General features: G+C 45.6%; 19 protein-coding genes. 7 read left to right on the top strand and 12 right to left on the bottom strand.

Annotated elements, in window-relative coordinates; translation table 11 throughout:
* The 3 genes from E0E16_RS08915 to E0E16_RS08925 all read right to left on the bottom strand — a co-directional run.
* A partial coding sequence (locus E0E16_RS08915; RefSeq protein WP_439650612.1) for a transposase occupies positions 1-266 on the bottom strand: 266 nt, incomplete at its 3' end.
* A 274-nt stretch (positions 267-540) separates the two neighbouring features.
* Positions 541-1,554, bottom strand: coding sequence for a class II fructose-bisphosphate aldolase (locus E0E16_RS08920; RefSeq protein ID WP_130830020.1), 1,014 nt, complete (start codon positions 1,552-1,554; stop codon positions 541-543).
* A 186-nt stretch (positions 1,555-1,740) separates the two neighbouring features.
* Positions 1,741-3,549, bottom strand: a complete 1,809-nt coding sequence (locus tag E0E16_RS08925) for a MutS-related protein (protein WP_130830021.1) — start codon at positions 3,547-3,549, stop codon at positions 1,741-1,743.
* Between the two features lie 91 nt (positions 3,550-3,640).
* On the opposite strand from E0E16_RS08925, the gene E0E16_RS08930 reads away from it, so the two are divergent.
* Complete coding sequence (locus tag E0E16_RS08930) at positions 3,641-4,738, top strand: SGNH/GDSL hydrolase family protein (protein ID WP_130830022.1); 1,098 nt, start codon at positions 3,641-3,643, stop codon at positions 4,736-4,738.
* 498 nt (positions 4,739-5,236) lie between these two features.
* On the opposite strand, the gene E0E16_RS08935 is transcribed toward E0E16_RS08930, so the two are convergent.
* The 8 genes from E0E16_RS08935 to E0E16_RS08970 all read right to left on the bottom strand — a co-directional run bounded on the left by E0E16_RS08935 (position 5,237) and on the right by E0E16_RS08970 (position 12,531).
* Entirely contained in the window at positions 5,237-5,803 is a 567-nt protein-coding gene (locus E0E16_RS08935; protein ID WP_130830023.1) for a calycin-like domain-containing protein, read from the bottom strand.
* On the bottom strand, positions 5,800-6,282 hold the full coding sequence (locus tag E0E16_RS08940; protein WP_130830024.1) for a T9SS C-terminal target domain-containing protein: 483 nt from the start codon (positions 6,280-6,282) through the stop codon (positions 5,800-5,802). The genes E0E16_RS08935 and E0E16_RS08940 overlap by 4 nt, the downstream gene beginning before the upstream one ends.
* An 85-nt stretch (positions 6,283-6,367) precedes the next feature.
* Positions 6,368-7,681 carry a DUF58 domain-containing protein gene (locus E0E16_RS08945; RefSeq protein ID WP_130830025.1) on the bottom strand — a complete coding sequence of 438 codons (1,314 nt, stop codon included), beginning with the start codon at positions 7,679-7,681 and terminating at the stop codon, positions 6,368-6,370.
* A gap of 54 nt (positions 7,682-7,735) precedes the next feature.
* Positions 7,736-8,710: an AAA family ATPase gene (locus E0E16_RS08950; protein WP_130830026.1), complete on the bottom strand. Its 975-nt coding sequence runs from the start codon at positions 8,708-8,710 to the stop codon at positions 7,736-7,738.
* A gap of 15 nt (positions 8,711-8,725) precedes the next feature.
* Positions 8,726-9,988, bottom strand: a complete 1,263-nt coding sequence (locus tag E0E16_RS08955; RefSeq protein ID WP_130830027.1) for a DUF4350 family protein — start codon at positions 9,986-9,988, stop codon at positions 8,726-8,728.
* Positions 9,985-10,596, bottom strand: a complete 612-nt coding sequence (locus E0E16_RS08960; RefSeq protein ID WP_130830626.1) for a DUF4129 domain-containing protein — start codon at positions 10,594-10,596, stop codon at positions 9,985-9,987. Before E0E16_RS08960 ends, E0E16_RS08955 begins: the two co-directional genes overlap by 4 nt.
* Before the next feature lie 11 nt (positions 10,597-10,607).
* The gene (locus E0E16_RS08965; protein WP_130830028.1) at positions 10,608-11,585 is read right to left on the bottom strand and encodes a hypothetical protein; all 978 of its coding nucleotides are present in this window, start codon (positions 11,583-11,585) and stop codon (positions 10,608-10,610) included.
* Complete coding sequence (locus E0E16_RS08970; protein WP_130830029.1) at positions 11,551-12,531, bottom strand: stage II sporulation protein M; 981 nt, start codon at positions 12,529-12,531, stop codon at positions 11,551-11,553. The genes E0E16_RS08965 and E0E16_RS08970 overlap by 35 nt, the downstream gene beginning before the upstream one ends.
* Positions 12,532-12,633: 102 nt before the next feature.
* Here E0E16_RS08970 and E0E16_RS08975 point away from each other — a divergent pair, with 102 nt between their 5' ends.
* From E0E16_RS08975 to E0E16_RS08985, 3 genes are all read left to right on the top strand, one after another.
* Positions 12,634-13,344, top strand: coding sequence for an RDD family protein (locus tag E0E16_RS08975; protein WP_130830030.1), 711 nt, complete (start codon positions 12,634-12,636; stop codon positions 13,342-13,344).
* A 367-nt stretch (positions 13,345-13,711) separates the two neighbouring features.
* On the top strand, positions 13,712-15,055 hold the full coding sequence (gene gdhA, locus E0E16_RS08980; RefSeq protein ID WP_130830031.1) for an NADP-specific glutamate dehydrogenase: 1,344 nt from the start codon (positions 13,712-13,714) through the stop codon (positions 15,053-15,055).
* Between the two features lie 77 nt (positions 15,056-15,132).
* Positions 15,133-15,750, top strand: coding sequence for a septal ring lytic transglycosylase RlpA family protein (locus E0E16_RS08985; RefSeq protein ID WP_130830032.1), 618 nt, complete (start codon positions 15,133-15,135; stop codon positions 15,748-15,750).
* A gap of 283 nt (positions 15,751-16,033) precedes the next feature.
* Here the strand turns inward: E0E16_RS08985 and E0E16_RS08990 are convergent, their stop codons facing one another.
* Complete coding sequence (locus E0E16_RS08990) at positions 16,034-17,026, bottom strand: malate dehydrogenase (protein ID WP_130830033.1); 993 nt, start codon at positions 17,024-17,026, stop codon at positions 16,034-16,036.
* A 230-nt stretch (positions 17,027-17,256) separates the two neighbouring features.
* Here E0E16_RS08990 and E0E16_RS08995 point away from each other — a divergent pair, with 230 nt between their 5' ends.
* From E0E16_RS08995 to E0E16_RS13620, 3 genes are all read left to right on the top strand, one after another.
* Complete coding sequence (locus E0E16_RS08995; protein ID WP_130830034.1) at positions 17,257-19,053, top strand: aminopeptidase P family protein; 1,797 nt, start codon at positions 17,257-17,259, stop codon at positions 19,051-19,053.
* Between the two features lie 235 nt (positions 19,054-19,288).
* Positions 19,289-22,525 carry a S41 family peptidase gene (locus E0E16_RS09000; RefSeq protein ID WP_130830035.1) on the top strand — a complete coding sequence of 1,079 codons (3,237 nt, stop codon included), beginning with the start codon at positions 19,289-19,291 and terminating at the stop codon, positions 22,523-22,525.
* A gap of 870 nt (positions 22,526-23,395) precedes the next feature.
* Positions 23,396-23,569: a hypothetical protein gene (locus E0E16_RS13620; RefSeq protein WP_165444221.1), complete on the top strand. Its 174-nt coding sequence runs from the start codon at positions 23,396-23,398 to the stop codon at positions 23,567-23,569.
* Positions 23,570-23,593: the final 24 nt, after the last annotated feature.

Here is a 23,593-nt window from a genome sequence, read left to right on the forward strand (position 1 = left end):
TTGGCGATGGTGAAGGATTCCATTCCGCAAAAATACTGGTAGTAGGCGTTCTCCGAGAACTGTTCCACGACGCTCTCGTCCGAGACGTTGCGAATATGCTTCAGCACTATAAGACCGACCATCAGGCGGATAGGCTTGGCCATGCGTCCGTTGTCCTTACAGTACAAGGGGGCAAAGGAACGCTCAAAGGTTTCCCAATTTATCAGATTGGCAAGTTTGTACATTGGATGGGTGGGATTGAGCATGGATGCCAAGTCCCAAAACATTGATACCTGATGGGTGTTGGATGGAGATTTATACATTGTTGATTTGCAAGATTTTACCATGCAAAGATACAAAAACTTGTAGATATATACAAATAATAGAAAGGCTATTTTATTGATAATCAATAGGTTATTTACTTTTCAAGGGACGACTAGCTATGGAAATAATTACGAATATTCTTTACAAACAGAGCGAACAGAACCGAAATAAAAATAGCGGTGATTTCATTAACGAAACCACCGCCATTTGTTTTATATTCAACCAATCCCGGATGTATTAATCGAGGTTGGCAAGTTTATTGTCCGAGCCGAGTACATCCTTGATTTTCTCGCTGTACAAGTCGATCATGTATTCGCGTGCCTTGCCACAATACTGACGTGGGTCGAAATACTCGGGATGTTCCACCATCGTTTGGCGAACACCTGCCGTGAAAGCGAGGCGAGAATCGGAGTCGATATTGATTTTGCATACGGCACTCTTGGTAGCCTTGCGAAGCTGCTCTTCAGGAATACCAACGGCATTGGGCAGCTTGCCACCATTGGCATTGATAATATCCACATATTTTTCGGGAACGGAAGAAGATCCGTGCAGCACGATGGGGAATCCGGGGAGTTGTTTCTCCACAGCCTCCAACACATCGAATGCCAATGGAGGAGGTATCAATCTACCGGTCTTCGGATCACGCGTGCATTGCTCCGGTGTGAACTTATATGCACCATGTGATGTACCAATGGAAATAGCCAAAGAGTCGCAGCCGGTACGAGTAGCAAAATCCACCACTTCCTCCGGTCTGGTGTAGTGCGATTCCTCTGCCACAACGTCATCTTCAACGCCGGCAAGCACCCCAAGTTCGCCCTCAACGGTTACATCAAACTGATGAGCATAATCAACGACTTTCTTTGTCAAGGCAACATTCTCCTCGTAAGGAAGTGCCGATCCATCAATCATTACCGATGAGAATCCAAAATCCACACAACTCTTACAAACTTCGAAGCTGTCGCCATGGTCAAGATGGAGCACGATTTCCGGATGTTTGCAACCCAATTCCTTGGCAAACTCTACGGCACCTTCGGCAAGATAACGAAGAAGCGTTTGGTTAGCATACTTGCGTGCACCCTTCGACACCTGAAGAATAACAGGCGATTTCATATTGGAAGAGGCGGTAATGATTGCCTGAAGCTGTTCGAGGTTGTTGAAGTTGAATGCCGGAACAGCCCATCCGCCGTCAATTGCTCTCTTAAACATCTCACGAGTGTTTACGAGTCCTAAGTCCTTGTAATTTACTGCCATGATAATATTATGTATTTAAAAATGAATAACCATCTTTATTCTTGTCATTTGCAAAAATAACATTTTATTTTCTGAAAACCAAACCTCAATCAAGATTTCATATAAAGTTATTGTTAAAATAACGCTCTTTGTTGTTTATTTATCAATTCGCGGCAATAATTTCGTTACACAGCTTAGATACCATCCTCAAGTTTTCAAAATATTCTTCAGCAAAAACGTTGCATTCTGATTGCGCGCCACGCCGGATGTTATTTTATAAGAATAGGTTATCCTCTCTCCCAACTCTATTTCAAAACAATAATTATGGAAACGTCCAGGCATTTCATCCGCAAGTTTGGATAGTTCGAGATCATGAGTGGCAATGACGCCCGTAACGTTTTTCTCAGATATATATTGAAGGAAAAGTCGGGAGCCATTGAGTTTATCAAGCGAATTGGTGCCTTTGAGTATTTCATCTAAGATAATAAGGCTTGGCACAGTGGGTCGCAGCGAGTCGATAAGTTGGCGCAAGCGAAGCAGTTCGGCATTAAAATAAGAAATGCCATGTGTCAGATCGTCGGTAGTTCGCATATTGGTAAACAACCGAAAAACAGATACCCTCATAGAATCGGCAAAAACCGGCAGAGCATTCATGGCAAGAATATAATTCACTCCCAGCGTGCGGAGAAATGTGCTCTTACCTGCCATATTTGCTCCGGTAATGATAGAATAGTCGAGATGATGAATGTTAAAATCATTTTTCACGGCTTTCTCACCCAAAAACGGATGATAAATCGCTCGTGCTTCATAGCAAACCTCATTTTGTTCGACAACGTTTGCGGCATTTGCTTTATCTTCATTCATGTTGAAAGTCGCCATCGACACCAAAACATCAAAAGTTCCGACAGTTCCAATCCACTTGTCGGCAACACTCCCACATGTTTTCTGCCAATTTAGGAAATGCCGAACGATGATGATATCCAAAAGTCCGAAACTGTTAAAAAGCACAACTCCCAATTCATTGCTGCGGTTATCTATTTTCTGTAGGATGCGCTCCAATCGTTCGAGCGAATCTTTTGCGCTCAAAAGTTGTGCCTTCAACGTGATGAGTTCCGGTGATTGAAAAGTTTGTTCATTGACCAATGATGAGATGTTCACGTAACCTCTTATCTGAGCTTGTAATTTTGAAACGACTTCATTTATCAGTTTAATGTATTTATGCGAACAAAGCATTGCCAAAAAGAAATTAAACATGCCCCACCACAACGGAAGAACACCCGGAAGGAAGCCCCGTATCGAAAAGAACACGCTAAAATAAAACCCGGTCAGGTTTGCGTAAATGAAAAGACGAAATAACTGAGTGGAAAAATAACCGGGTATTTTAATGCCGGAAATATTGGCAAAAGCTTTTTTCACGGCATCCGTGTCTATCATCTTTTGTACTCCCTGCGCCTTAAAATGCGACACAAAATATTCATTGGAGCTTAATTCGGCTATGGTTATGCCACGCTGTTTAATGTGTTTCACAAGTTCTGTTGCCGACATTGCTTCCCAATTCCCGGAAAGATGCGCAGCCAAACAATCGCTGCCACCCGATGATATGGTGCGATTGATGCGCTGAAAAAGAGAGCCTTCTCCAAAAACATCAAGATCGTATGTAAATTGATGCATTGTGTCTATATAACGTTTTCCGTTATCGAATTTAGAGAAATCTCCCTTTTGATAACAAAGTTCTTTTTCATAAACCAATTTCAGATTTTCATTCTTTTCTATTCGTTGGTCGTTCAATATATCTCTGTGCCGTATGAGAAAGTAAAAAAACAAAAAAGCCAGTGCCAACAACAATGTCCATGCTCCGTTCTCCAACATGGTAAAAAGAACTATAAAAACAATTATCGACAGAAAAGAAAGAACTTCGCTCACTACAAACCTCTTACTCTTTGCACGCAACGCGATAAGTGCTTTTGAAAGTTCATCTACTTGACGATGATAGTACGTGTTCAAATCTTTGTTCATGTTTGCAAAAGTAACAAAAAGTATAAAAATTGATTTGTCGTTATACAAAAATTACCATATCTTTGCAAATTATAAAAGCATATGTTTTACAATGAAAAATAAACTATTTGCAATTATTTGCATAGTCTTTACGACAATAACCATCTCTGCATCGACCACGCTACCCATAAAGGGTTCCATCATCAGCCCCTCGGACAAGAACATCCGTTATGTGGGGCGCATCAGCTTCAAAGATGTGGAACGTCCGATGTTCAATTGGCCCGGTATAGAAATTATCGCACGGTTTGAAGGTACGTCGCTCAAGATGATTGCAAAGCCCAAAAGCGGTTATTTCATGTGTGAAATCGACAATGCAGCACCTTTCAAGGTGAGCTTCAACGCTCCAAAAGACTCGGTTGTAAATTTGGCTGTAGCTCTTCCCGAAGGTACGCATGAAGTGAAACTAACCTACACCATAGAAGGCATGTCCCGACATGCGGAGTTTCGCGGATTTGTATTGGACGAAGGATGCAAACTGATTACGCCTCCCGAACTCCCCGACCGCAGAATAGAGTTCATCGGCAATTCCATAACTTGTGCTTATGGCATTGAAAGCACAGACAAAGCCGACCCTTACGAGGACGAGACGGCAAACCACTACATGAGTTATGCCGGTATCGTAAGTCGCAATCTTCATGCGCTACACACCGCTGTTGCCAGAAGCGGCATCGGTGTTTATAGGAATTACAATGGACCGAGAAGCGGAAACAAGATTACCATGCAAGAAGAGTTCTACAACACCATCTACGGAGACAACCGAGAGAAATGGGATTTTACGAAATGGACACCGCAAGTGGTCTGCATCAATCTGGGCACCAACGACTTCTCTACCAACAACTACGATGCGTCATTGTATGAAAAAGCCTATCGCAAGTTTCTCCTGAAAGTGCGGACGGCGTATCCCAATGCGAAGATCGTACTGCTCAATGGTCCGATGATGGCCGAAAAAACGCATAACATCCAAGGCAGCATCCTCGATAAACTCACGAGGGAGTTCAACGAAAAAGGCGACAAAGACATCTATCGGTTCGCATTCACACCACAGACGGGCGACCTCGGCTACGGAGCCTGTTGGCATCCGAGCCTCCTCCAGCACGGGCGGATGGCAGAGGAACTCACGCCTTTTCTGCAAAAGATTATGAACTGGTAGGTGAAGGCTGCGTATTGCCCGACCTTGCAAGTCGGGCAAACCCTTTCAACACATCCCATTATCAGAAGATTTTTCAGACAAAAAGCAACCCACTGAATACCAAGGAATTATATTCTCACTTACAAAAGATGAGCTTTCGCCGTTCAATAGCTGACCTTTTGCAAAACAAAAGGTGAGCTTTTGCCATGCGATAGCTTAGGAAAGGATATTCACCTCCAACCAAACATCGAATCGCAGATCCCCATTCGGTATCGAAAACTTTGCTTTGTGTACGGCGTCAATGACCAATTACAGTTCAGCATGAAACTCTATGACAACTCATGAGAATAAGACCATATCGGTCATTTAAAAGAACGATAAACAAACTGCTCGCAATCAAATAAAATCAGTACTGCCCCAGACGAGCGATTTGGATAAAAAAAGGAAACGAGAAGCAGCGTTCCCATTTCCTTTTTTATGGTTTCATCAACCTTGCGTAAGTGCTGACAATCCGTAAGCCTACTTTTTCCCAGTAAATGTAGCGTGGATGGCAGCTGGAGATTTGCCCAGTTTGTAGTTGTTAAGTATGGTTACTCCGCCTTGTTCATCGAACGACACAGTCATGTCGCCAAGTTTTTTCGCCTCATACTGGCCTTCAGGAGCTGGTCCCAGTTTGCAGGTGAACTTGATACCATCATTCCTGTAATCGCGGAAGTAAGCGTTCTTCGCGGCGTCGAAAGCCAAATTGCTGATGGTGTAGGTGTCAAGGACGATGTTGCCCATCGGTGTCCCAGTGTAGGTTTCCTTTGAACTTGTCACATTGATAGTGCCATCGGCATTCTTGCTGATGGTATAGGTGGCATTCTCAACATTGTAAGGCCCCAGTCCGAATGCTATCAGCGAGTTCTTTCCCGTATATGACCCTTCGATTGTGTTTTCAGCGACAGGACTGAACTCAATGCTCTTGATGTCGCTGGCATTAAATGTTACCGACGTACCGTCATTTTTGTTTACGACTACTGTTTGTGCATGGGTATAAGAAGCTGCCGTCAGGACAACAACGAGGAGTAAAAATATTTTTTTCATTTAACGATGAATTTGAATGTTTTAGAATATGTTTTTACGATAAATATGCCAGACTTTCCGTTGAGTGGTATCTCAACTGTTCCGCACTGACTTGCGGTTGCGCTGCCAATCACCTCGCCGTTGACAGCATAGACCGTCACCTTGCGGCCAGCTGGGAGTTGCTCACCCTTAAGGGAGCTGCCGATGGTAAAGATGCCTGTTTTGGAGCTGGCATCAACCGATGTTATGCCAGTGGCTTCTGTAAATTCAATCTTGCGATAATCGGCAATGGGATACTGAACCGTTTGCTTTTTGGTCGTAAGTACCAGAAAATCGGATGTGAAAGACACTACAGGTTTGTCGGCTAATGCGAAGAACGTCGCCGTTCCGTCAGCATCGCTGACCTTGACATGCACGTAGTCGGCAGCCATGGCCGAAACACCAGCCATCGACAGCAGCAAAAGGCATGTCAGTTTTCGTAAATTTGTTTTGAATCTCATATTGTTTGAAGTTTTTTCGAGTCTGAAAACGGATGCAAAAGTAAACAATATGGAAAACAATCGCAATCCTTATTTATTGGGATTTTTACGTCAGCATTTGTCTTTGCTTCAATTCCAGGTACTTATTAATGACATCTATGCTGAGCGCTTCGGGCCTTGTCAGCAGACTTAGGATGCCATGCTGTTGGAGTTTTGTGACAATGAGACGTTTCTCGTAGGCGAATTTCTCAGCTATGACATGCTGGTAATAATCCTCCGTGGTGCGTTTGTCGGACTTTATAAAGTCGTTCAATTCCGAATCCTCAAAGAAAACCACCAGCAGGCGATGGCGTCGGCTGAGCATCTTCAGGTAAGACAACTGCCTCTGCAGGGCCGACATTCCCGAAAAGTTGGTGTAGAGAACCAGTAGGCTCCGTTTGCTGATTTGTTTGTTCACATTTACACAAAGATTGCTGAAGTCGGTCTCGCTGAAATTGGTCCGCTGATTGTAGAGAGCACCGAGAATGTGCTGCATTTGCCCCGGACGGCGAGACGGGGTGAGCAATGTGTCGAGCTCATCGGAGAAGGTTATCAGTCCGGCCTTGTCCTCCCGGTGAATGGCAACATAGGAAAGCACCAGCGACGCATTGATACTATAGTCCAAAAGCGTCATACCATTGAACGCTTGCTGCATGACGCGTCCTTTGTCTATCACCGAATAGACCTGTTGCGACCGTTCCTCTTGATAGACATTCACCATCAATTGATTACGACGGGCACTGGCCTTCCAATTGATGGAACGGTATTCGTCGCCTTTCACATACTCCTTTATCTGCTCGAACTCAGTGTTGTTGCCCACACGACGGATGCGTTTGATGCCCATATCAGTGAGGTTGTTGCTCATGGCCAACAGTTCGTAATGGTTCAGCATGAGATAGGAAGGATAGACTTTCACATTTTTGTCCTCGCCCTCTGTGTATCGGCGCTCCACTAACCCCAGCATGGTATGCGCAAAGATACGTATCTTGCCGAAGTCATATTCTCCCCGTCTGACAGGGCGCAACGTGTAGGTAAGTCGGCGGACAGCATGTGCGGGGATGACGAGACGGTATTCCACGTCTCTGCGCTGAAAGACTGCGGGTGTCTCATCGATGACCGTCGTCCTAATCATAAACGGATAGGCACTCTCAACCTTGATTACCACTTTGTTGTCATCGCCATTTGACAGGCGGTCGGCACACTCACGCGTTGCTTTAACGGCCTTTTTATAATAGAGTAGCACAGCATCGGTCAACAAAATTGCCAGAAAAGCGCACAACAATCCTTTCCCTATCGTGAACAACAGAGGAAAAGCAAAACCAAGTCCGATAATCAGAGCATTGGCCGTCAACAAGATGTAAAACCTTCGAGATAGGTACATTGATAATCTTTTCTGATGATGAAGAGTTAAAAGAATTGGGAAATTTTTCGTTCCTTACTTGGGCACTTCCACCTTCTCTATCAGCCGCTGGGCAACCTTCAGCGGTGTGTAGCCTTCCATCTCCGCCTCAGCGGTGAGCATGAGACGGTGCTGAAGTACACTCGGCGCTACAAACTTGATGTCGTCTGGCGCAACGAAGTCGCGGCCATTGAGAAGAGCATAGGCCTTGGAGGCGTTGAGAATGGCCACCGACGCACGGGGGCTCGCTCCGAGATAGACTGCCTTTGAGGTGCGCGACCGCTGAACAATGGAGGCAATGTAGCCAATGAGACTCTCTTCGACATAGACTTTCTCAAGCATCTTGCGCATGCCAAGCAATTCATCGATGGAGAGAACAGGCCGCACACCTTCAAGGCGGACGAGGTTTCGTTTGGCCTGATGACGCTTCAATATGTTTATTTCGTCCTCCAAAGAAGGATAATCCATCGTCACTTTAAACAAGAAACGGTCGAGCTGCGCTTCGGGAAGGCGATATGTACCTTCTTGTTCGACAGGATTCTGCGTAGCAATGATTGTATATAGGTCGCCCATCTGCCTTGTCGTGCCGTCGATGGTGACCTGTCGTTCCTCCATCACCTCGAAGAGGGCGGCCTGTGTCTTGGCTGGGGCGCGGTTGATTTCATCCACCAAAACAAGTTGCGAGAAAACCGGTCCCTCGTGGAAATCGAACTGTGAGGTCTGCATGTTGAACACTGTTGTTCCGAGAACATCACTCGGCATCAGGTCGGGCGTGAATTGAATGCGCGAGAAACGGGCATCAATCAATTTTGAGACCAGACGTGCCAGCAGTGTTTTTGCGACACCTGGCACACCCTCAATGAGCACATGTCCATCGGCGAGGATTGCTGTCAGTATGAGATCAACAGCCTGTTGCTGTCCTACAATCACATTGCCTATCTGCTGATGTACCTCAGCAATCTTGCCACTGAAAACGGTCAGGTCGGTTCGTTCAACTGTATTCTCTTCCATAATTTTCTATTGCATTTATAATTGGTTCAATATTTTGTCCATAGCGTCAACAAGCTCTTTCAGTTCGGAGTCTGATGTCTTGGCGGCATCTTTCAGCTTTCTTATTTTCAGTAAGGTATTTTCCACTTCCTGACGGGTCAGCCCTGTGTGGTTGGTTATCAGCGTCACCGTTTCGCGCTGCTCTTCATCGGCCATGATGTCGGCCATGATACTGCGACGGATGGTTTCGGCAAAGTAATTACACTTCTTTGTCAGGATGTCGCGATTGTCGTGGTGCTGATGATAGAGGGTTCCGATGAGTCTCACAAACTCAAGCGATTTGTTTTCTGGTGGTGTGACAACGGGGATGACACGCTGGCGACGACGTGCCGTGAAGACAAAGAAAAGCAGGAGTCCGAAGAGAGCAAGATAGACAGCCCATCGGAGTGGCTCCTTCTCTAAGAAATAGCTCAACGGAGAGTTTGATCCGCTGGACGATTTCGGCAGATAGGCCTGCGTCCTCACCACCTCCATGTTGCCAAACTGTGATATGGTTCGAAAAATCAACGGATTGATATCCTTATCAAGTATCCCGTAATTGGTGAACAACTGCGGGACAGCATTAAGCAAAAGCGTACCCTTGCCTATGCGCATGGAGATTATCTTTGGTTGCCAACCCTCGGTTGTAGGCTGTATGGCCTGCGTGTCGGCAAGTTCGATATCCAGCTTCCTGTATTGCAGCAAGGTGTCACACTCTATTCTTTTTCTGTATTCAAAGCCACCACTCATCAATGGATAGTAAACACGGAACATTCGTTTCTGATAAGGTTTTTGGTCCGCCCACCAAAGGGTATCCATCGGATCGCCCATCTGCTGCAGACTGATTTGCACCATACGTGGGCTGAAGGTACCATAACTGTCAATCCAGACAGGAATTACATCTACACACCTGCTCTCTGGTCTATAGTCGTGCACCACCAACATGATTTTATTTCCTCTGCGAAGCAGCTGTTTCATAGCTTTCAAATCTGTTACGGTCGGTGTGAAGTTGATGGCATTTACCATTATTGCACGAGGTTGTTTACCTTCTGACAGCAGTTGGGGCAAGGTTTTGTTGGTAACAGAATAGTCTTGAGATAGTGAACTCTGCACCAGCGAGTCGAATACGGCACAACCAAAGGGCTGACGGTCGGTGTGAAGGTAGGTGGGTTGCCAGACAAACTTGCTGGGAGCATTCCATTGGAGGACAAACACAAACACAAGGAAAGCCAAAACGCCCAAAACAAACTTACGGTTCATGGTTGCCCTCCTTCCGTTATTTCTTTCTGCAACTCCAACATCAAAGCCACTTGGGCACCGTCAGCCTGATAATTTCCATAGCGAACTCGCATAAAGAGATTCGTGAAACGAACGAAAGCAGGCAAAAGGAATTCCTTGGTGTATTGTGTCGGGGTCTTGTATATCTGCCAGTTTATGCGATGATTATCGGCCAACCAGCGAAGCGTCTGCAAATAGACGATACACACACACCGATTGTAATCATTGAGTCGCCGTGCCTTATCAAACTCCGCCTCAAAGTCAATGCCGTAGATGTTGTTCTCCTCGAAAGCATTTTTCGACGACCGTCCTTCTGTTCTGAAAAGGGCCGGTTTGTAGCGCCAGAGCAAATATCCTACCACGCCCAACAGGGTCAACGCCACAAGAATGTAGAGCAAAATCCGCACGTCACCATCGGACTTGATGGAGAACACATCATCGAGGAAACGGCTTATCTGCTGAAGAATCCATCCAAACAAGCTGCTGTCTGGTGCTTCAAGCTCACGAGCATAGTTGTAAGCCTCATCAGACTGAAACTGATGAAGTAGTGAACTGTCGCACGTTAGGGTGTCCTTGAGCTGTGAGAGCATTGGCAAAGCAGTTAGACTAAGTCCTCAAAATTATCTATTTCCTTGCTTTTGGCAGACATTTCCTCAAAGCGTTGTATGTCCTCATCTACCGAGACATCGTCCATTTCCTCAGCCAAGCTACCGTACTGATAGCCCAGGCCAATTGTGTTCAGTGACATTGAGAGATACATTCCGAAAGTCTGAATCACAGCAAAAAGGTAGAGAGCGAAGCTGAAGATGGATGAATTGACTATGGGATTCTCATTGTCGCTTACCACAAACAAGGCTTTTACCAAGAACATGATGTACCATGGCAGCATGAAACACCCCTGAATGACATTCGCAAGGATATTCAACACAAGCAAAAAGCCCAAGATAGCCCAAAAATGATGCGCCGTTAGCCTTATGCTTTGCCTAAGAGAGTTGAACACTGTCTGACTGTCCTCGAAGATATAAATAGGGTATGCCAATGACAGGGGTACGATAGCGACCACAACCAGCAAAACAAGCAGTAAGAGAATCCCCCACCATTCCGTAAGATAGACTATCAAACCAAACACCGCATATAACAACAACACAATCGTTCCCAAAGTTAAACCCATAATGAGGGAACGCTTGGCAGCCTTAATGATTTTCGGTTTGAGGTCTTTCAGTGTGACCCCTCGCAGTCGTTCGTCATTTTCGTGGTAATGACGCATCATCGCATAGGTAAAAGCCGCCAAGAGAATGCTTCCTATCAAGATAAAGATGAAATAAGAAACATAAGATATGATTAGTTTTACGACAAGGGAATCCCCTATGTTTACCGCCTCATTGACTGCCATATCCGAAAAGATGGAGGTCAAATAATTCAGCGAAAACGCTTGCAACAGGCTAAGAGGAAGGAGCAGATACAAACATCCTTTCAACCATAATTTGCTGTTTTCCTTGAGAAAGTCGAAAGTATCTGAAAACTTATCGCCGAAAGAGCGAACTTTATAGAGTTGAATTTTGGGGCGTTCTATCTGCATTGTGATTACGTTTATAAGGTAAATAAATAAAATAAAATACGACAAATATCGCCGAAAGGGCTATGATGGTCAGCCGAAGCTCGTCGCCCATGTCTGTATGCCGTGTGAGAAAACTCTCAATGAATCCTGCTATGATAAACAAAGGTACTGTCCCAGCCACTATTTTCATGCCTCGCCGTGCACCACACTTGAAGCTCTCAAGACGGGAATACGTACCAGGGAAGAGCCATCCATTACCCATTGCCAAGCCAGCGGCACCAGCCACTATGATGGACGACAGCTCAAGCGTGCCATGAAGCATGGTTGCCATGAGGCTTTCGCCAAGAAGCCCCTGTTGATAGAAGAAAGTATCGAAGCAACCGATCATCAAACCATTCTGAAAGAGTATCAATCCAGGAATGAAACTTGTGAGCAGACCTGACACGAAGATATTGAACGACACCATTATATTATTGAAGGTGATTTGCCAGAACATGGAATCCGAGGGAGACAAACCATAAACACCCATCGGATGTCCAGCCTTGATGTTCTCCATCGTCATGTCCATATAGGCATCGCCCATGATAAGACGGGGGAAATCACTGTCGCCGACCGTTGAAACCACTCCGACAAAGTCACTTACGGCGAAAATCAGGAAGGAAATCAGGAGCAACCGCCGTTCGTTCCACATCACATCGGGCACTTCTTGCGACCAGAAAGTGATCAATCTTGTCCACTTCTCGCGCTTGTTCCGATATATCTCGTTGTGCAAGGCCGAGGCAAGGTTGTTCAAATAAGCCGTGATTCGTGAGTTGGGATAGTGGGTTTGTGCAAAGGCAAGGTCAGCCGTCAGGTCGGTATAGACATCGGCAAGGTGGTCCGGTGAATCGTTCGTGGCTTTTTCCACAACGCTTTCCGTAGCTCTCCACTTGTCAATGTTATTCCGGATGAACAATATCTCTTTCATGAAATTAGAGGTCTGACCGTACTTTTACTTTAGTTTAGCAGCAAAAGTACAGATTTATTCTTATATTTGCAACAGAAAACAGAAATTCTTTTGACTACGATCATGCCTGAATCCAATATCATTACGGGACAATACGTTCGCATCAATCAAACCGCAGCCAGCATCGGGACACGCCTTGTGGCAAGAGGAATAGACGCCATCATAGTGGTTGCCTATGCCATTGGAATAATTCTGCTGATGGAACAGGCCATCACTATTAACCGCTATTACATCTTTGTTTTTCTTCCGGCAATCCTCTATTCGTTTCTCTTCGAGCTCTTCAACAACGGACAGAGCCTCGGCAAGATGATCATGCATATTAAAGTGGTGAAAATAGATGGCAGCACACCCACCATAGGCGACTATTTCATGCGTTGGCTGTTGCAAATCATCGACATTGACATGATGGGAGTGGGCGCATTAGCCATCCTCCTCACCAAGAACAGCCAACGGTTAGGCGACCTCGCCGCAGGCACGATGGTCATCAAGCTGAACAATTACCGGCAATTGCAGGTCTCGCTCGACGAGTTCTCTTATCTGGAGCGCAACTATATGCCAGTTTATCCGCAAGCAGAGGACCTCACTCTCAAGCAGATTGACGTCATCCAACGAGCCCTCAACTCTGACTATGGGCAAGAACGCAACAACAGAATAGAATTATTGGCCGAGAAAGTACACAGTATGCTCGGGATTTCCTATGACAAAACGAGTGCGGAAAAATTCCTCTACACAATAGTAAGGGACTATCAGCACTACTCGCTGGAAATCGTGTGACACCTACCTATTATATTGATATAGATTAGACACTTTGCTAAAAGAGTTGATTAAAATTTTAAAATGCGTACTTTCGTCAGGAAAATTAAATATTTCACATAAAAGCACTTCTGCAATTACCAAGGCTTAAATTTCGACAAAAATACAAAATAAACACTTGCATTCATGCTTTTTAGTTGCAAAACTGATATTTTTTTTATTCTTTTGCAAAATACAGCTTGAGCCAATTGGCATCAATAAATTACATATTGTTGGCGATGGGAAGAAAAAGACACGATTTTCTTTGGTGTTTTGATTTAATTTGGATAAATTTGCGGTATCATTTGACAAACTAACACTAACATAAACATTTAAAGTTACAATTACTATGGAAGTTTTTAAAATTATGAAAGCTCTGGAGCAGAAGCATCCAGGTGAGTCTGAGTACTTGCAGGCAGTGCAAGAGGTTCTCGAATCTATCGAGGAAGTTTACAATCAGCATCCCGAATTCGAGAAGGCTAAAATCATCGAAAGAATGGTAGAGCCTGAACGTATCTTCACGTTCCGCGTTACATGGATTGACGATAAGGGCGAAGTACAGACTAACCTCGGCTATCGCGTACAGTTCAACAGCGCAATCGGTCCGTACAAGGGTGGTCTTCGTTTCCACAAAGCTGTTACACCTTCAATGTTGAAGTTCCTCGGTTTCGAGCAGACCTTCAAGAACGCGCTGACAACATTGCCCATGGGCGGTGGTAAAGGTGGTTCCGACTTCGACCCGGTAGGCAAGTCTGAAGCTGAAATCATGCGTTTCTGCCAAGCATTCATGCTCGAGCTCAAACACAATATCGGTCCCGATCAGGATATCCCTGCCGGCGACGTAGGCGTTGGTGGTCGCGAAATCGGTTTCATGAACGGTATGTATCAGAAACTCACACGCCAATACCACACGGGCGTGCTCACCGGTAAAGGTCTCACCTGGGGTGGTTCTTTCTTCCGTCCTGAAGCTACAGGGTTCGGTGCACTCTACTTCACAGAGCACCTCCTCAAGAAAGCCGGCAAAGACATCAAGGGTAAGAAAATCGCTATCTCCGGCTTCGGTAACGTGGCTTGGGGTGCTTCAAAGAAAGCAACAGAATTGGGCGGTAAGGTAATCGCTATCTCAGGTCCTGACGGTGTTTGCGAAATCCCTGACGGAATGACAGCCGAGATGAATGACTACATGCTCGAAATGCGTTCTTCCAACCGCAACAAGGTAGAAGACATGGCTACTAAGTTCCCGGGCAAGGCTAAGTTCACAGCTGGCAAGAAAGCATGGAGCATTCCTTGCGACATCGCTCTGCCATGTGCATTCCAGAACGAGCTGAGCGAAGACGACGCTAAGGAGCTGAAAGCTAATGGTTGTTGGTGCTGCTGCGAGGTTTCCAACATGGGTTGCCAACCGGGTGCCATCCACTTCTTCCAAAAGAACGGCATCCTCTTCGCACCGGGCAAGGCTGTAAACGCAGGTGGTGTTGCTACTTCCGGTCTTGAAATGACTCAGAACGCAGCTCACCTCAATTGGGCTCCTGAAGAAGTAAACGAAAAACTCCACTGGATAATGCAAAGCATCCACGAGCAGTGCGTTAAGTTCGGTACACAGCCGGATGGTAGCGTTGACTACGTGAAAGGTGCCAACATCGCAGGCTTCATGAAGGTTGCGCAGGCTATGCTTGAGCAAGGCATTATCTAATAGGTTTTCTCCGTCAGCCACAAGCTAAACAAGTGGCGACGACAATACAGGGAGGAAACAGAACAAAACTTTTGAATATGAAGAAAATCAGAATCCTCCTAATAGTATTAACATCATTTGCAGGCTTTACCATCTCGTCATTGTGCAACGCACAGACGAGTGGTAAAGCCTCTTATTATAGCAACAATCTGCACGGACGCAAGATGAGCAATGGCGAACGTTATAACCGCGACGACTTCACTTGCGCACATCGCTCCCTACCTTTCGGTACAAAACTCAAAGTTACCAATACCAAGAACGGACGTTCAGTAGTGGTGCGCGTTACCGATCGCGGTCCATTTGTCAGAGGAAGGGTGGTTGATCTCTCGTATGCTGCGGCAAAAGAAATTGGCATGATTTCGAGTGGCGTGGCTTACATCAAGGTTGAAAGACTGGAGAAGGAAACAGAAGTGCCCTACGCTGCCAATCCAAACATCATTCATGTGCCGGAGATAGAATACGGTTTGGCGGGTGTCTGCTATGAATTCATCCCGGAATGGAAGGAAAACAACAAGTTGGAGCAGCCCAAGAAGATAACACGAAAAAGACAACACCCCACCAAGCAAAATCAACAACCGCAAAAGGAATCTAAATCAAAGAGCTGGACAAACTTCTTCAAGAAAGTAAAAGAAGGCGTAACGGGGCTGTTTGAGTAAGCGCGAGATTTCTTGCTTTTTCACAAATTTTCTTATCTTGGGGCAGACAATTCCCCACACCTGATTTCAACCTCCATGCTTTCTCGTTCTAAAAGCTAAACTTTCAAGACGAGAATCACAGCCCAATGTTTATCAGTGCCCTTCTTCTCTGTCCCTGACATTTTCCATAATGCACTTACGGCGATGGCAAACCGGTTCAATTTGACAAGAAGAAAGGCATATCGACTTCTCGATATGCCTTTCTTTATGGTTGCTTCTCATCGTCAAGAAGCAATGTCCCAAATCAGAGATTATTGTTATCTTTCTTCCATTCAGCCACAGCGGGGATGATACCCAAACTAACAATCTCTTCACGCATTTTGCAGAGGTGGTTGTAAGAAGCCTTGAGCGAAGCCATTTCCTCATCTGTACCCTTTGGTAGCTCATAGTGAACTCCGGTGGTGTCAATTGTCGTCGGCATCGCCATCATTACGTTGTGGAAGCCGAGTTCATCGTTGTTCACATAGCAACCGGCAGGCAACGTGAACTTCTCGCCACCCATGGCAGCCTCTATCATCTTCACCGCATTGTGAGCCGGGCTTTGGAAGGAGCTACGTCCGCGCAGTTTAATAATGGTGGAACCACCCTGTACCGTGCTGTGTTTGATGCTTTCCCAACGATCGGCTGCCAAATTCATTTCCGTCAGTGGCTTGCCATCAATTTTAACCTGCGATGCAAATACTGCCATCTGTTCGCCGTGACCGCCATAGGTGTGCGCACCCGTAACTTTGTCTTGCTGAACACCAAACTCCAATGCCAGCGCTTGTTGCAGACGAGTGGAGTCGAGAGCAGCCAAAGAGGTGAGCTGGTTGGGTTTCAAACCGGAATGGATGAGTGCCGTGAGTGCCGTAACATCAGCCGGGTTGAAGATAACGACAACAAATTTAACCTCCGGACAATATTTCTTAATATTCTCACCGAATTCTGCGGCAATCTTGCAGTTGCCTTTCAACAAATCTTCGCGAGTCATACCCTCCTTGCGAGGTGCGCCGCCTGACGAGATGATGTATTTGGCACCGGTGAATGCCTCTTCGGGATTGGTTGTCCAAGTGATGTTGGCACCCGGAAAGCCACATTGAGCTATTTCGTTAGCTACACCGTGAAGTCCCGGTTCGTAGATATCATAAAGACACACGTTGGGAGTGAGACCAAGCGTGAGAACGCTCTGAGCCATGTTTGAACCAATCATACCGCCTGCACCGACGATAACAAGTTTCTCGTTTGTTAAAAATGACATAATAGTTTACTTATATTAAATTGAAATACTAAATTACCCTCTATTATTTTTATCCGCAAATTTACTAAAAATTGAGTAAACATCCGCATTTTTTCTCGTCTTATTTGTTATTTATTCTAAAACTACTTTGTTTGCCATCCGGGGATAGCAAATAATCGTGAAGTAAGATTTGAAAAATGGGGATGTATCAGAGAATATGCGTATCTTTGCCATGAGAAAAACTACTGAACATGAAAACCGAAATCAATGCGCGTTTAACGGCTTTGCGCAGAGTAATGCGAAGGAAAGGGTTTGCCGCCTTTGTCTTTCCGAGTACCGATCCTCATCAAGGCGAATACGTCCCCGACCATTGGAAAGGAAGGGAATGGATTTCAGGATTTGATGGCTCCGCGGGAACTGCCGTCGTAACAATGACGAGCGCAGCCTTATGGACCGACTCTCGCTACTTTATAGCAGCTGCCGAACAGCTGGCGGAAACAGAATTCGTATTGATGAAAGAGCGAATCGCGACAACACCTTCTGTCAGCGAATGGCTCGCAAAAGAACTGAAGAAAGATACTTGCAAAAAGATTGGGATTGACGGATGGGTGTGTTCACATTCGGTTGCCGAAGACTTGAGAAAAGCTTTGAAGAAATTGGGTGATTTCACTTTGCAGACCGATTTCGACCCTTTGGCTGAAATTTGGAACCACCGTCCGCTGCGTCCGAAAAATAAAATCTTCTTGCACCCTTTGCAATATGCGGGCGAGACGTGTTCTTCCAAGCTGAGACGCATCCGCAAGGCGTTATCCGAACAACAAGCCGAGGGCACAATCGTTTCCGCCCTCGACGATGTGGCATGGACACTGAATCTCAGAGGTTCCGATGTGCATTGCAATCCGGTGTTCGTGGCTTATCTCTTTATTCTCAAACAAAAGGCGGTGCTCTATACCGATATGGAGAAAATCTCGCCGGAGATAAACCGCTATTTGTTGTCGGAAGGGGTGGAAACAGCACCTTATGAACAAATTCCAATCGCACTGGCTCAATGTACGGACATTGCGTTGCTGTTGGATTCGGATGCACTGAACGAGCGTTTATTCACGGTGGCTTTCAACGCAAGAAGCATCATCGGGAAGTTGCCCATTCCTACCATGAAAGCCGTTAAAAACGAAACAGAGATAAGGGGCTTTCGCAATGCCATGTTGCGCGATGGAGTGGCAATGGTAAAGTTTCTGAAATGGCTCAGACCTGCGGTAGAGGCAGGAGGACAAACCGAAATAACACTGGGCGAAAAGCTCACCTCGTTGCGTTCAGAACAAGCTTTGTATGAGGGAATTTCGTTTGATACCATCGTGGGATATGAAGCGCATGGTGCCATCGTGCATTACGAAGCAACGCCTAAAACCGACAGGCTCGTTGAGCCTCGAGGACTTGTGTTGATTGACAGTGGCGCGCAGTATGTTGATGGCACGACAGACATCACCCGGACAATCGCACTCGGACCGGTTAGTGAGGAACAGCGAAAGATTTACACACTTGTGCTGAAAGGGCATATACAGTTGGCATTGTGTAAATTCCCTACCGGTGTTTGTGGTTCGCAGCTCGATGCCTTTGCCCGACAAGCCATGTGGCGCGAGGGTTACAACTTCATGCACGGCACGGGGCACGGCGTGGGGAGTTTTCTCAATGTTCATGAAGGACCTCACCAAATAAGAATGGAATGGGTGGCTGCGCCTTTACTTCCGGGAATGACCGTTACAAACGAACCGGGAATATATTTGGAAGGGAAATTTGGAGTGCGCATAGAAAACACGATGCTTATTCAGCCTCATCGGCAAACCACATTCGGAGATTTTCTTGGTTTCGATGCTTTAACGCTCGCCCCCATTGACACTACTCCCATTGATTTCAATATGCTGACAGCGGAAGAAGTGCACTGGCTGAACAGCTATCACGAAAGGGTCTATCGCGAGCTTTCACCTTATTTAACCAATGAGGAGCAGACGTGGCTAAAAAACGCCACACAACCTGTCGAAAGAAAGTGAAAATAAACAGCCGGAATTAAATCCAAATCGGGCATAAGTAACAAAAAAAGAACTAAAGTGGTTTCTAATGGTCGGTTGAGGTTAAAGATATTTCTTAACCCATTCTGCCGTTGTATTCTTCCGTTGCGAATCGTTGCAACAAATTGAATATGTGCATCTCTCAAAGAATAATTGGGAGGAATGTCAAGAGTGTCGATATTTTTCTTTATTTTTGCAAAAGATAAATTTAATGACAATGAAAAAAATATTAACAGCAGTTCTTTTAGGACTTTCTCTTTCTGCAATGGCAGGAAACAGTCCTTTGTGGATGCGATTCAGTGCCATCTCTCCCGATGGGCAGACGATCGCATTCTCTTACAAAGGCGACATCTTCACCGTTCCCGTTGGTGGAGGTGCTGCTCGCCAACTTACCACCAATCCGGCTTATGACGCTTATCCTGTTTGGAGTCCCGACGGACAAAAGATTGCTTTCGCGTCATCGCGGGAAGGAAGTTTGGATGTGTACCTGATGTCAAAAGAGGGAGGTGCGCCCACACGCCTGACTACGAATAGCGGAGATGAAATTCCCATGGCGTTCAAAGACAACAACACCGTACTTTTCTCTTCCTCGCTCATGCCCACGGCAAAATCAATATTATTTGCTTCGGGTTCTTTCCCACAAACTTACGAGGTGAGTATTGAGGGCAGCCGACCTCGTCTCTTCTCGCCGATGCCCATGCTTGATGTGTGCGTAAGAACGAATGGGGACATACTCTATCACGACCAAAAAGGGTATGAGGATAATTTCAGAAAACACCATCGTTCGCCGATTGCTCGTGATATCTGGATGTACAGCAAAGGGAAATATACCAAACTGACAGATTTCAACGGAGAAGACCGCACACCGGTTTGGGCAAACAGTGGCGACAGCTATTATTACCTGAGTGAGGAAGACGGAACTTTCAATGTGTATAAACGCAATATCGATGGCTCCGGAAAGGTACAAATCACGCATCACGTGAAGAATCCGGTGCGATTCCTTACCATCGCCAACAATGGTACGTTGTGTTATGGTTACGATGGCGAGATTTACACCGTGACCGATGGTGAACAGCCGCGAAAGGTAAATATCAGCATTGTTACCGACCAAATCGATCAACAGCTCAATCGCCAGTTGCGCACCTCGGGAGCAACGGAAATCAAGGTGTCGCCCAACGGAAAGGAAATCGCTTTCGTGCTGCATGGCGATGTGTATGTAACATCGGTGGATTACAAGACTACGAAACAGATTACCAACACGCCGGAACAGGAACGCGATATCGACATCTCGCCGGATGGAAAGAGCATTGTTTACGGAGCAGAGAGAAACGGTATTTGGCAGATTTATCAAACGAAGATAAAGAACAGTGGCGAAAAGAACTTTACTTACGCCACGGACTTGGTAGAGGAACGCATGACCAACACCAACCAAACCTCGCAAATGCCTCAATACAGTCCTGATGGCAAAAAAATTGCCTTCTTTGAAAATCGTGCTTCCCTGAAAGTAATGGATGTAAAGACAAAGAACGTGATTGCCGTTACCGATGGAAAGGATTTGTATTCTTACAGTGATGGCGACATTTGGTTCTCTTGGAGTCCCGACAGTCGCTGGCTGTTGGTTCCCTATATGGGAAATGCAGGCTGGAACAACTCCGATGTATCATTGGTGGATGCCACCGGAAAGAAAAAGCCTTTTAACCTCACACAGAGTGGCTACAACGACGAATCGGCTAAATGGGCTTTGGGCGGAAAGGCAATGCTCTTCTTCAGCGACCGCGCCGGCTATCGCAGTCATGGCAGTTGGGGAGCAGAGGCGGATGTTTACCTGATGTTCTTCGACCTTGATGCATACGAGCGTTTTTGCATGACGAAGGAGGAAAGGGAACTTGCCGACCAACTGGAAAAGGATAAGAAGAAAACAGAAGCCGAAACCAAAGAGAAAGAGAAGGCAAAGGGAAAGAAGAAAGGGAAAGACGCCGACAAGAACAAGAAGAAAAATGAGGTGAAGCCCTTAGAGTTCGACTTGGAAAATTGTCGCGACCGAATTGTTCGACTAACGGTCAATTCCTCTCATTTGGGCGATGCAGCATTAAGTCCCGGAGGCGACACGCTTTATTATCAGGCATCGTTCGAAGGGGGTTACGACCTTTGGAAACACGACTTGAAAGAGAATAAGACGCAGATTGTATTGAAGGATGTGGGAAGAGGGGCATTGGAGGCCGACAAGAAGTTCAAGAACCTTTACCTCTGTTCGCGTCGCAACATAAAAAAGGTGGATTTGACAAAGAACTCCGTGAGCAACGTGCCTTTTGAAGCTCGGTTCGACTACAAGCCGTATGAGGAACGTGCTTACATCTTCGACCATATCTGGCAACAAGTGACTGACAAGTTCTACGTGGAAGATTTACATGGTGTGGATTGGGCAGGCTATCGGAAGATTTACGAGCGATTCTTGCCGCATATCAACAACAACTACGATTTCCGAGATATGCTTAGCGAACTCCTTGGCGAATTGAATGCTTCTCACACCGGAGCGCGTTTTAGTCCCGATGGTCCGAGTCTCTACACCGCTCGCTTGGGATTGTTCTATGATGAAAATTACAATGGCGACGGACTGAAAATCGAGGAGGTAATCAAACGAGGTCCCTTTGCCGTTAAGAAAACAGGGGTAACAGCCGGTTGCGTGATTGAGAAAATCGACGGAGAGCCCATTCTCAAAGGTAAGGATTACAACTATATGCTCGATGGAAAGGTAGGAAAACCCATTCGAGTATCGGTATTCAACCCAAACACGAAAAAGCGTTTCGACGTAACTGTAAAAGCCATCAGCAAAGGCGCGGAACAAGAACTGCTCTACAAGCGTTGGGTGGATCGCAACCGTGCTTTCGTGGATAGCATCTCAGGGGGGCGCATTGCCTATGTACACGTGAAGGGCATGAACAGCCCGAGCTTCCGAACGGTTTACAGCGAACTGCTCAATGCCGAAAACAGGGCAAAGGATGCCGTGATTGTCGATGAACGCCACAACGGTGGCGGATGGCTGCACGACGACCTCTGCACATTGCTCAGCGGAAAGGAATATCAGAAATTCATCCCACATGGAAAACTGATTGGAACCGACCCCTTCAACAAGTGGAACAAACCATCATGCGTCCTGATTTGCGAGGATGATTACAGCAACGGACATGGTTTCCCACAGATTTATCAGTACTTGGGAATCGGTAAACTCGTGGGTACGCCCGTGGCAGGAACCATGACTGCCGTATGGTGGGAGACGCTCATCAATGGAATGGTGTTCGGCATTCCGCAAGTAGGCTGTCAGGGAATGGACGGTAAGTTCGCCGAGAACAAACAGCTCAATCCCGACATCGAGGTGTACAACACACCGGAAGACTATCTTAACGGCTACGACCGCCAGCTCGTTCGTGCCGTCGAGGAAATGATGAAGAAATAATCATTCCATCGTAAGACAAGCAGGTGTCGGAGATATAAATTTCTTTTGTCATGCCGACTCCCGACTTCACGATGAAAAGTCATTCCCTTCCATTCGTTGTTCGTCTCTGCTTGACCACACACGGGGAAATTCTGTTCATCGTGATTCTTCCCTTGCCAACCGTGGCAATTCCATTTCTCCGTCGGGACAAACCTTGTGTTTGTCCCGATGGTAGATAAGGTTTGCCAATCGGTGGATACATATTGCAAAGAAATTCTACTGCCTTGTGGGTGCATCTTAGGGACACTGCCAAATACTTTCTCTTATATTGAATTTATGTTCATTGACTTTAAATAATGTTAAATGGGGGGGGGTAAATGTGTACTTATTGGAAAGAAATTTATAGCTTTGCACCAATTTCAATAGAAAATAGGATAAAACTGACTTTAATATTCTGCAAGCCGGACTTGAGAGATAGCGAAGTCGATTCCTATAGAATGGCTTTCGGGCATACCTGAGAAAAGACTTATTCGGAATCAAAAGAAGCTAATTGATTGTACTAATATATTTAAAACAAATGACTCAGTCAAAATTGCAGTCAAACGGGGTCAGTCGTAAAACGGTCGTTCAAGAATTATCACACAGCCTTTTTCAGAGTCGTCCGGTTCTCGCATCACGGGAAAAGACAACCGTAAAAAGCGAGTGACAAAAAGGAAAGATGGAACAAATAATGTAAAAAATACCGGAAATTATTTCGTTAATAAAAAAAAGAAAGAACTTTGCAGCAGTATAAATACAATAAGCCCCATATATAATTACCAAACAAAATCAAAAGCTTACGCAAGGGAATAAATCTTGTGATAATTATAAATTTATAACATTATATTCATCATGGTCAAAATTACAGAAAAAAATGAAAAACAGCATTATGTAAAACCGGAAATGGTTGCATTGATGCTTGAAAACCAATCATTATTGGCAGGGTCAGGTCCCGTAAAACCAGAAGACAAGCCAACAGAAGTCCCGGGTGAGGACGGTACCGATGCTCCCGAAGGAGACTGGTAAACACATCATTGTCAATATGATAAG

The organism is Prevotella rectalis (genome assembly GCF_900607215.1).
Classification (GTDB): domain Bacteria; phylum Bacteroidota; class Bacteroidia; order Bacteroidales; family Bacteroidaceae; genus Prevotella; species Prevotella brunnea.

Excerpts from the sequence above, each read along its gene's own strand:
- E0E16_RS08920 (WP_130830020.1), bottom strand. The coding sequence starts at position 1,554 with ATGGCAGTAAATTACAAGGACTTAGGACTCGTAAACACTCGTGAGATG.
- E0E16_RS08925 (WP_130830021.1), bottom strand. The coding sequence starts at position 3,549 with ATGAACAAAGATTTGAACACGTACTATCATCGTCAAGTAGATGAACTT.
- E0E16_RS08930 (WP_130830022.1), top strand. The coding sequence starts at position 3,641 with ATGAAAAATAAACTATTTGCAATTATTTGCATAGTCTTTACGACAATA.
- E0E16_RS08935 (WP_130830023.1), bottom strand. The coding sequence starts at position 5,803 with ATGAAAAAAATATTTTTACTCCTCGTTGTTGTCCTGACGGCAGCTTCT.
- E0E16_RS08940 (WP_130830024.1), bottom strand. The coding sequence starts at position 6,282 with ATGAGATTCAAAACAAATTTACGAAAACTGACATGCCTTTTGCTGCTG.
- E0E16_RS08945 (WP_130830025.1), bottom strand. The coding sequence starts at position 7,681 with ATGTACCTATCTCGAAGGTTTTACATCTTGTTGACGGCCAATGCTCTG.
- E0E16_RS08950 (WP_130830026.1), bottom strand. The coding sequence starts at position 8,710 with ATGGAAGAGAATACAGTTGAACGAACCGACCTGACCGTTTTCAGTGGC.
- E0E16_RS08955 (WP_130830027.1), bottom strand. The coding sequence starts at position 9,988 with ATGAACCGTAAGTTTGTTTTGGGCGTTTTGGCTTTCCTTGTGTTTGTG.
- E0E16_RS08960 (WP_130830626.1), bottom strand. The coding sequence starts at position 10,596 with ATGCTCTCACAGCTCAAGGACACCCTAACGTGCGACAGTTCACTACTT.
- E0E16_RS08965 (WP_130830028.1), bottom strand. The coding sequence starts at position 11,585 with ATGCAGATAGAACGCCCCAAAATTCAACTCTATAAAGTTCGCTCTTTC.
- E0E16_RS08970 (WP_130830029.1), bottom strand. The coding sequence starts at position 12,531 with ATGAAAGAGATATTGTTCATCCGGAATAACATTGACAAGTGGAGAGCT.
- E0E16_RS08975 (WP_130830030.1), top strand. The coding sequence starts at position 12,634 with ATGCCTGAATCCAATATCATTACGGGACAATACGTTCGCATCAATCAA.
- gdhA (WP_130830031.1), top strand. The coding sequence starts at position 13,712 with ATGGAAGTTTTTAAAATTATGAAAGCTCTGGAGCAGAAGCATCCAGGT.
- E0E16_RS08985 (WP_130830032.1), top strand. The coding sequence starts at position 15,133 with ATGAAGAAAATCAGAATCCTCCTAATAGTATTAACATCATTTGCAGGC.
- E0E16_RS08990 (WP_130830033.1), bottom strand. The coding sequence starts at position 17,026 with ATGTCATTTTTAACAAACGAGAAACTTGTTATCGTCGGTGCAGGCGGT.
- E0E16_RS08995 (WP_130830034.1), top strand. The coding sequence starts at position 17,257 with ATGAAAACCGAAATCAATGCGCGTTTAACGGCTTTGCGCAGAGTAATG.
- E0E16_RS09000 (WP_130830035.1), top strand. The coding sequence starts at position 19,289 with ATGAAAAAAATATTAACAGCAGTTCTTTTAGGACTTTCTCTTTCTGCA.
- E0E16_RS13620 (WP_165444221.1), top strand. The coding sequence starts at position 23,396 with ATGGTCAAAATTACAGAAAAAAATGAAAAACAGCATTATGTAAAACCG.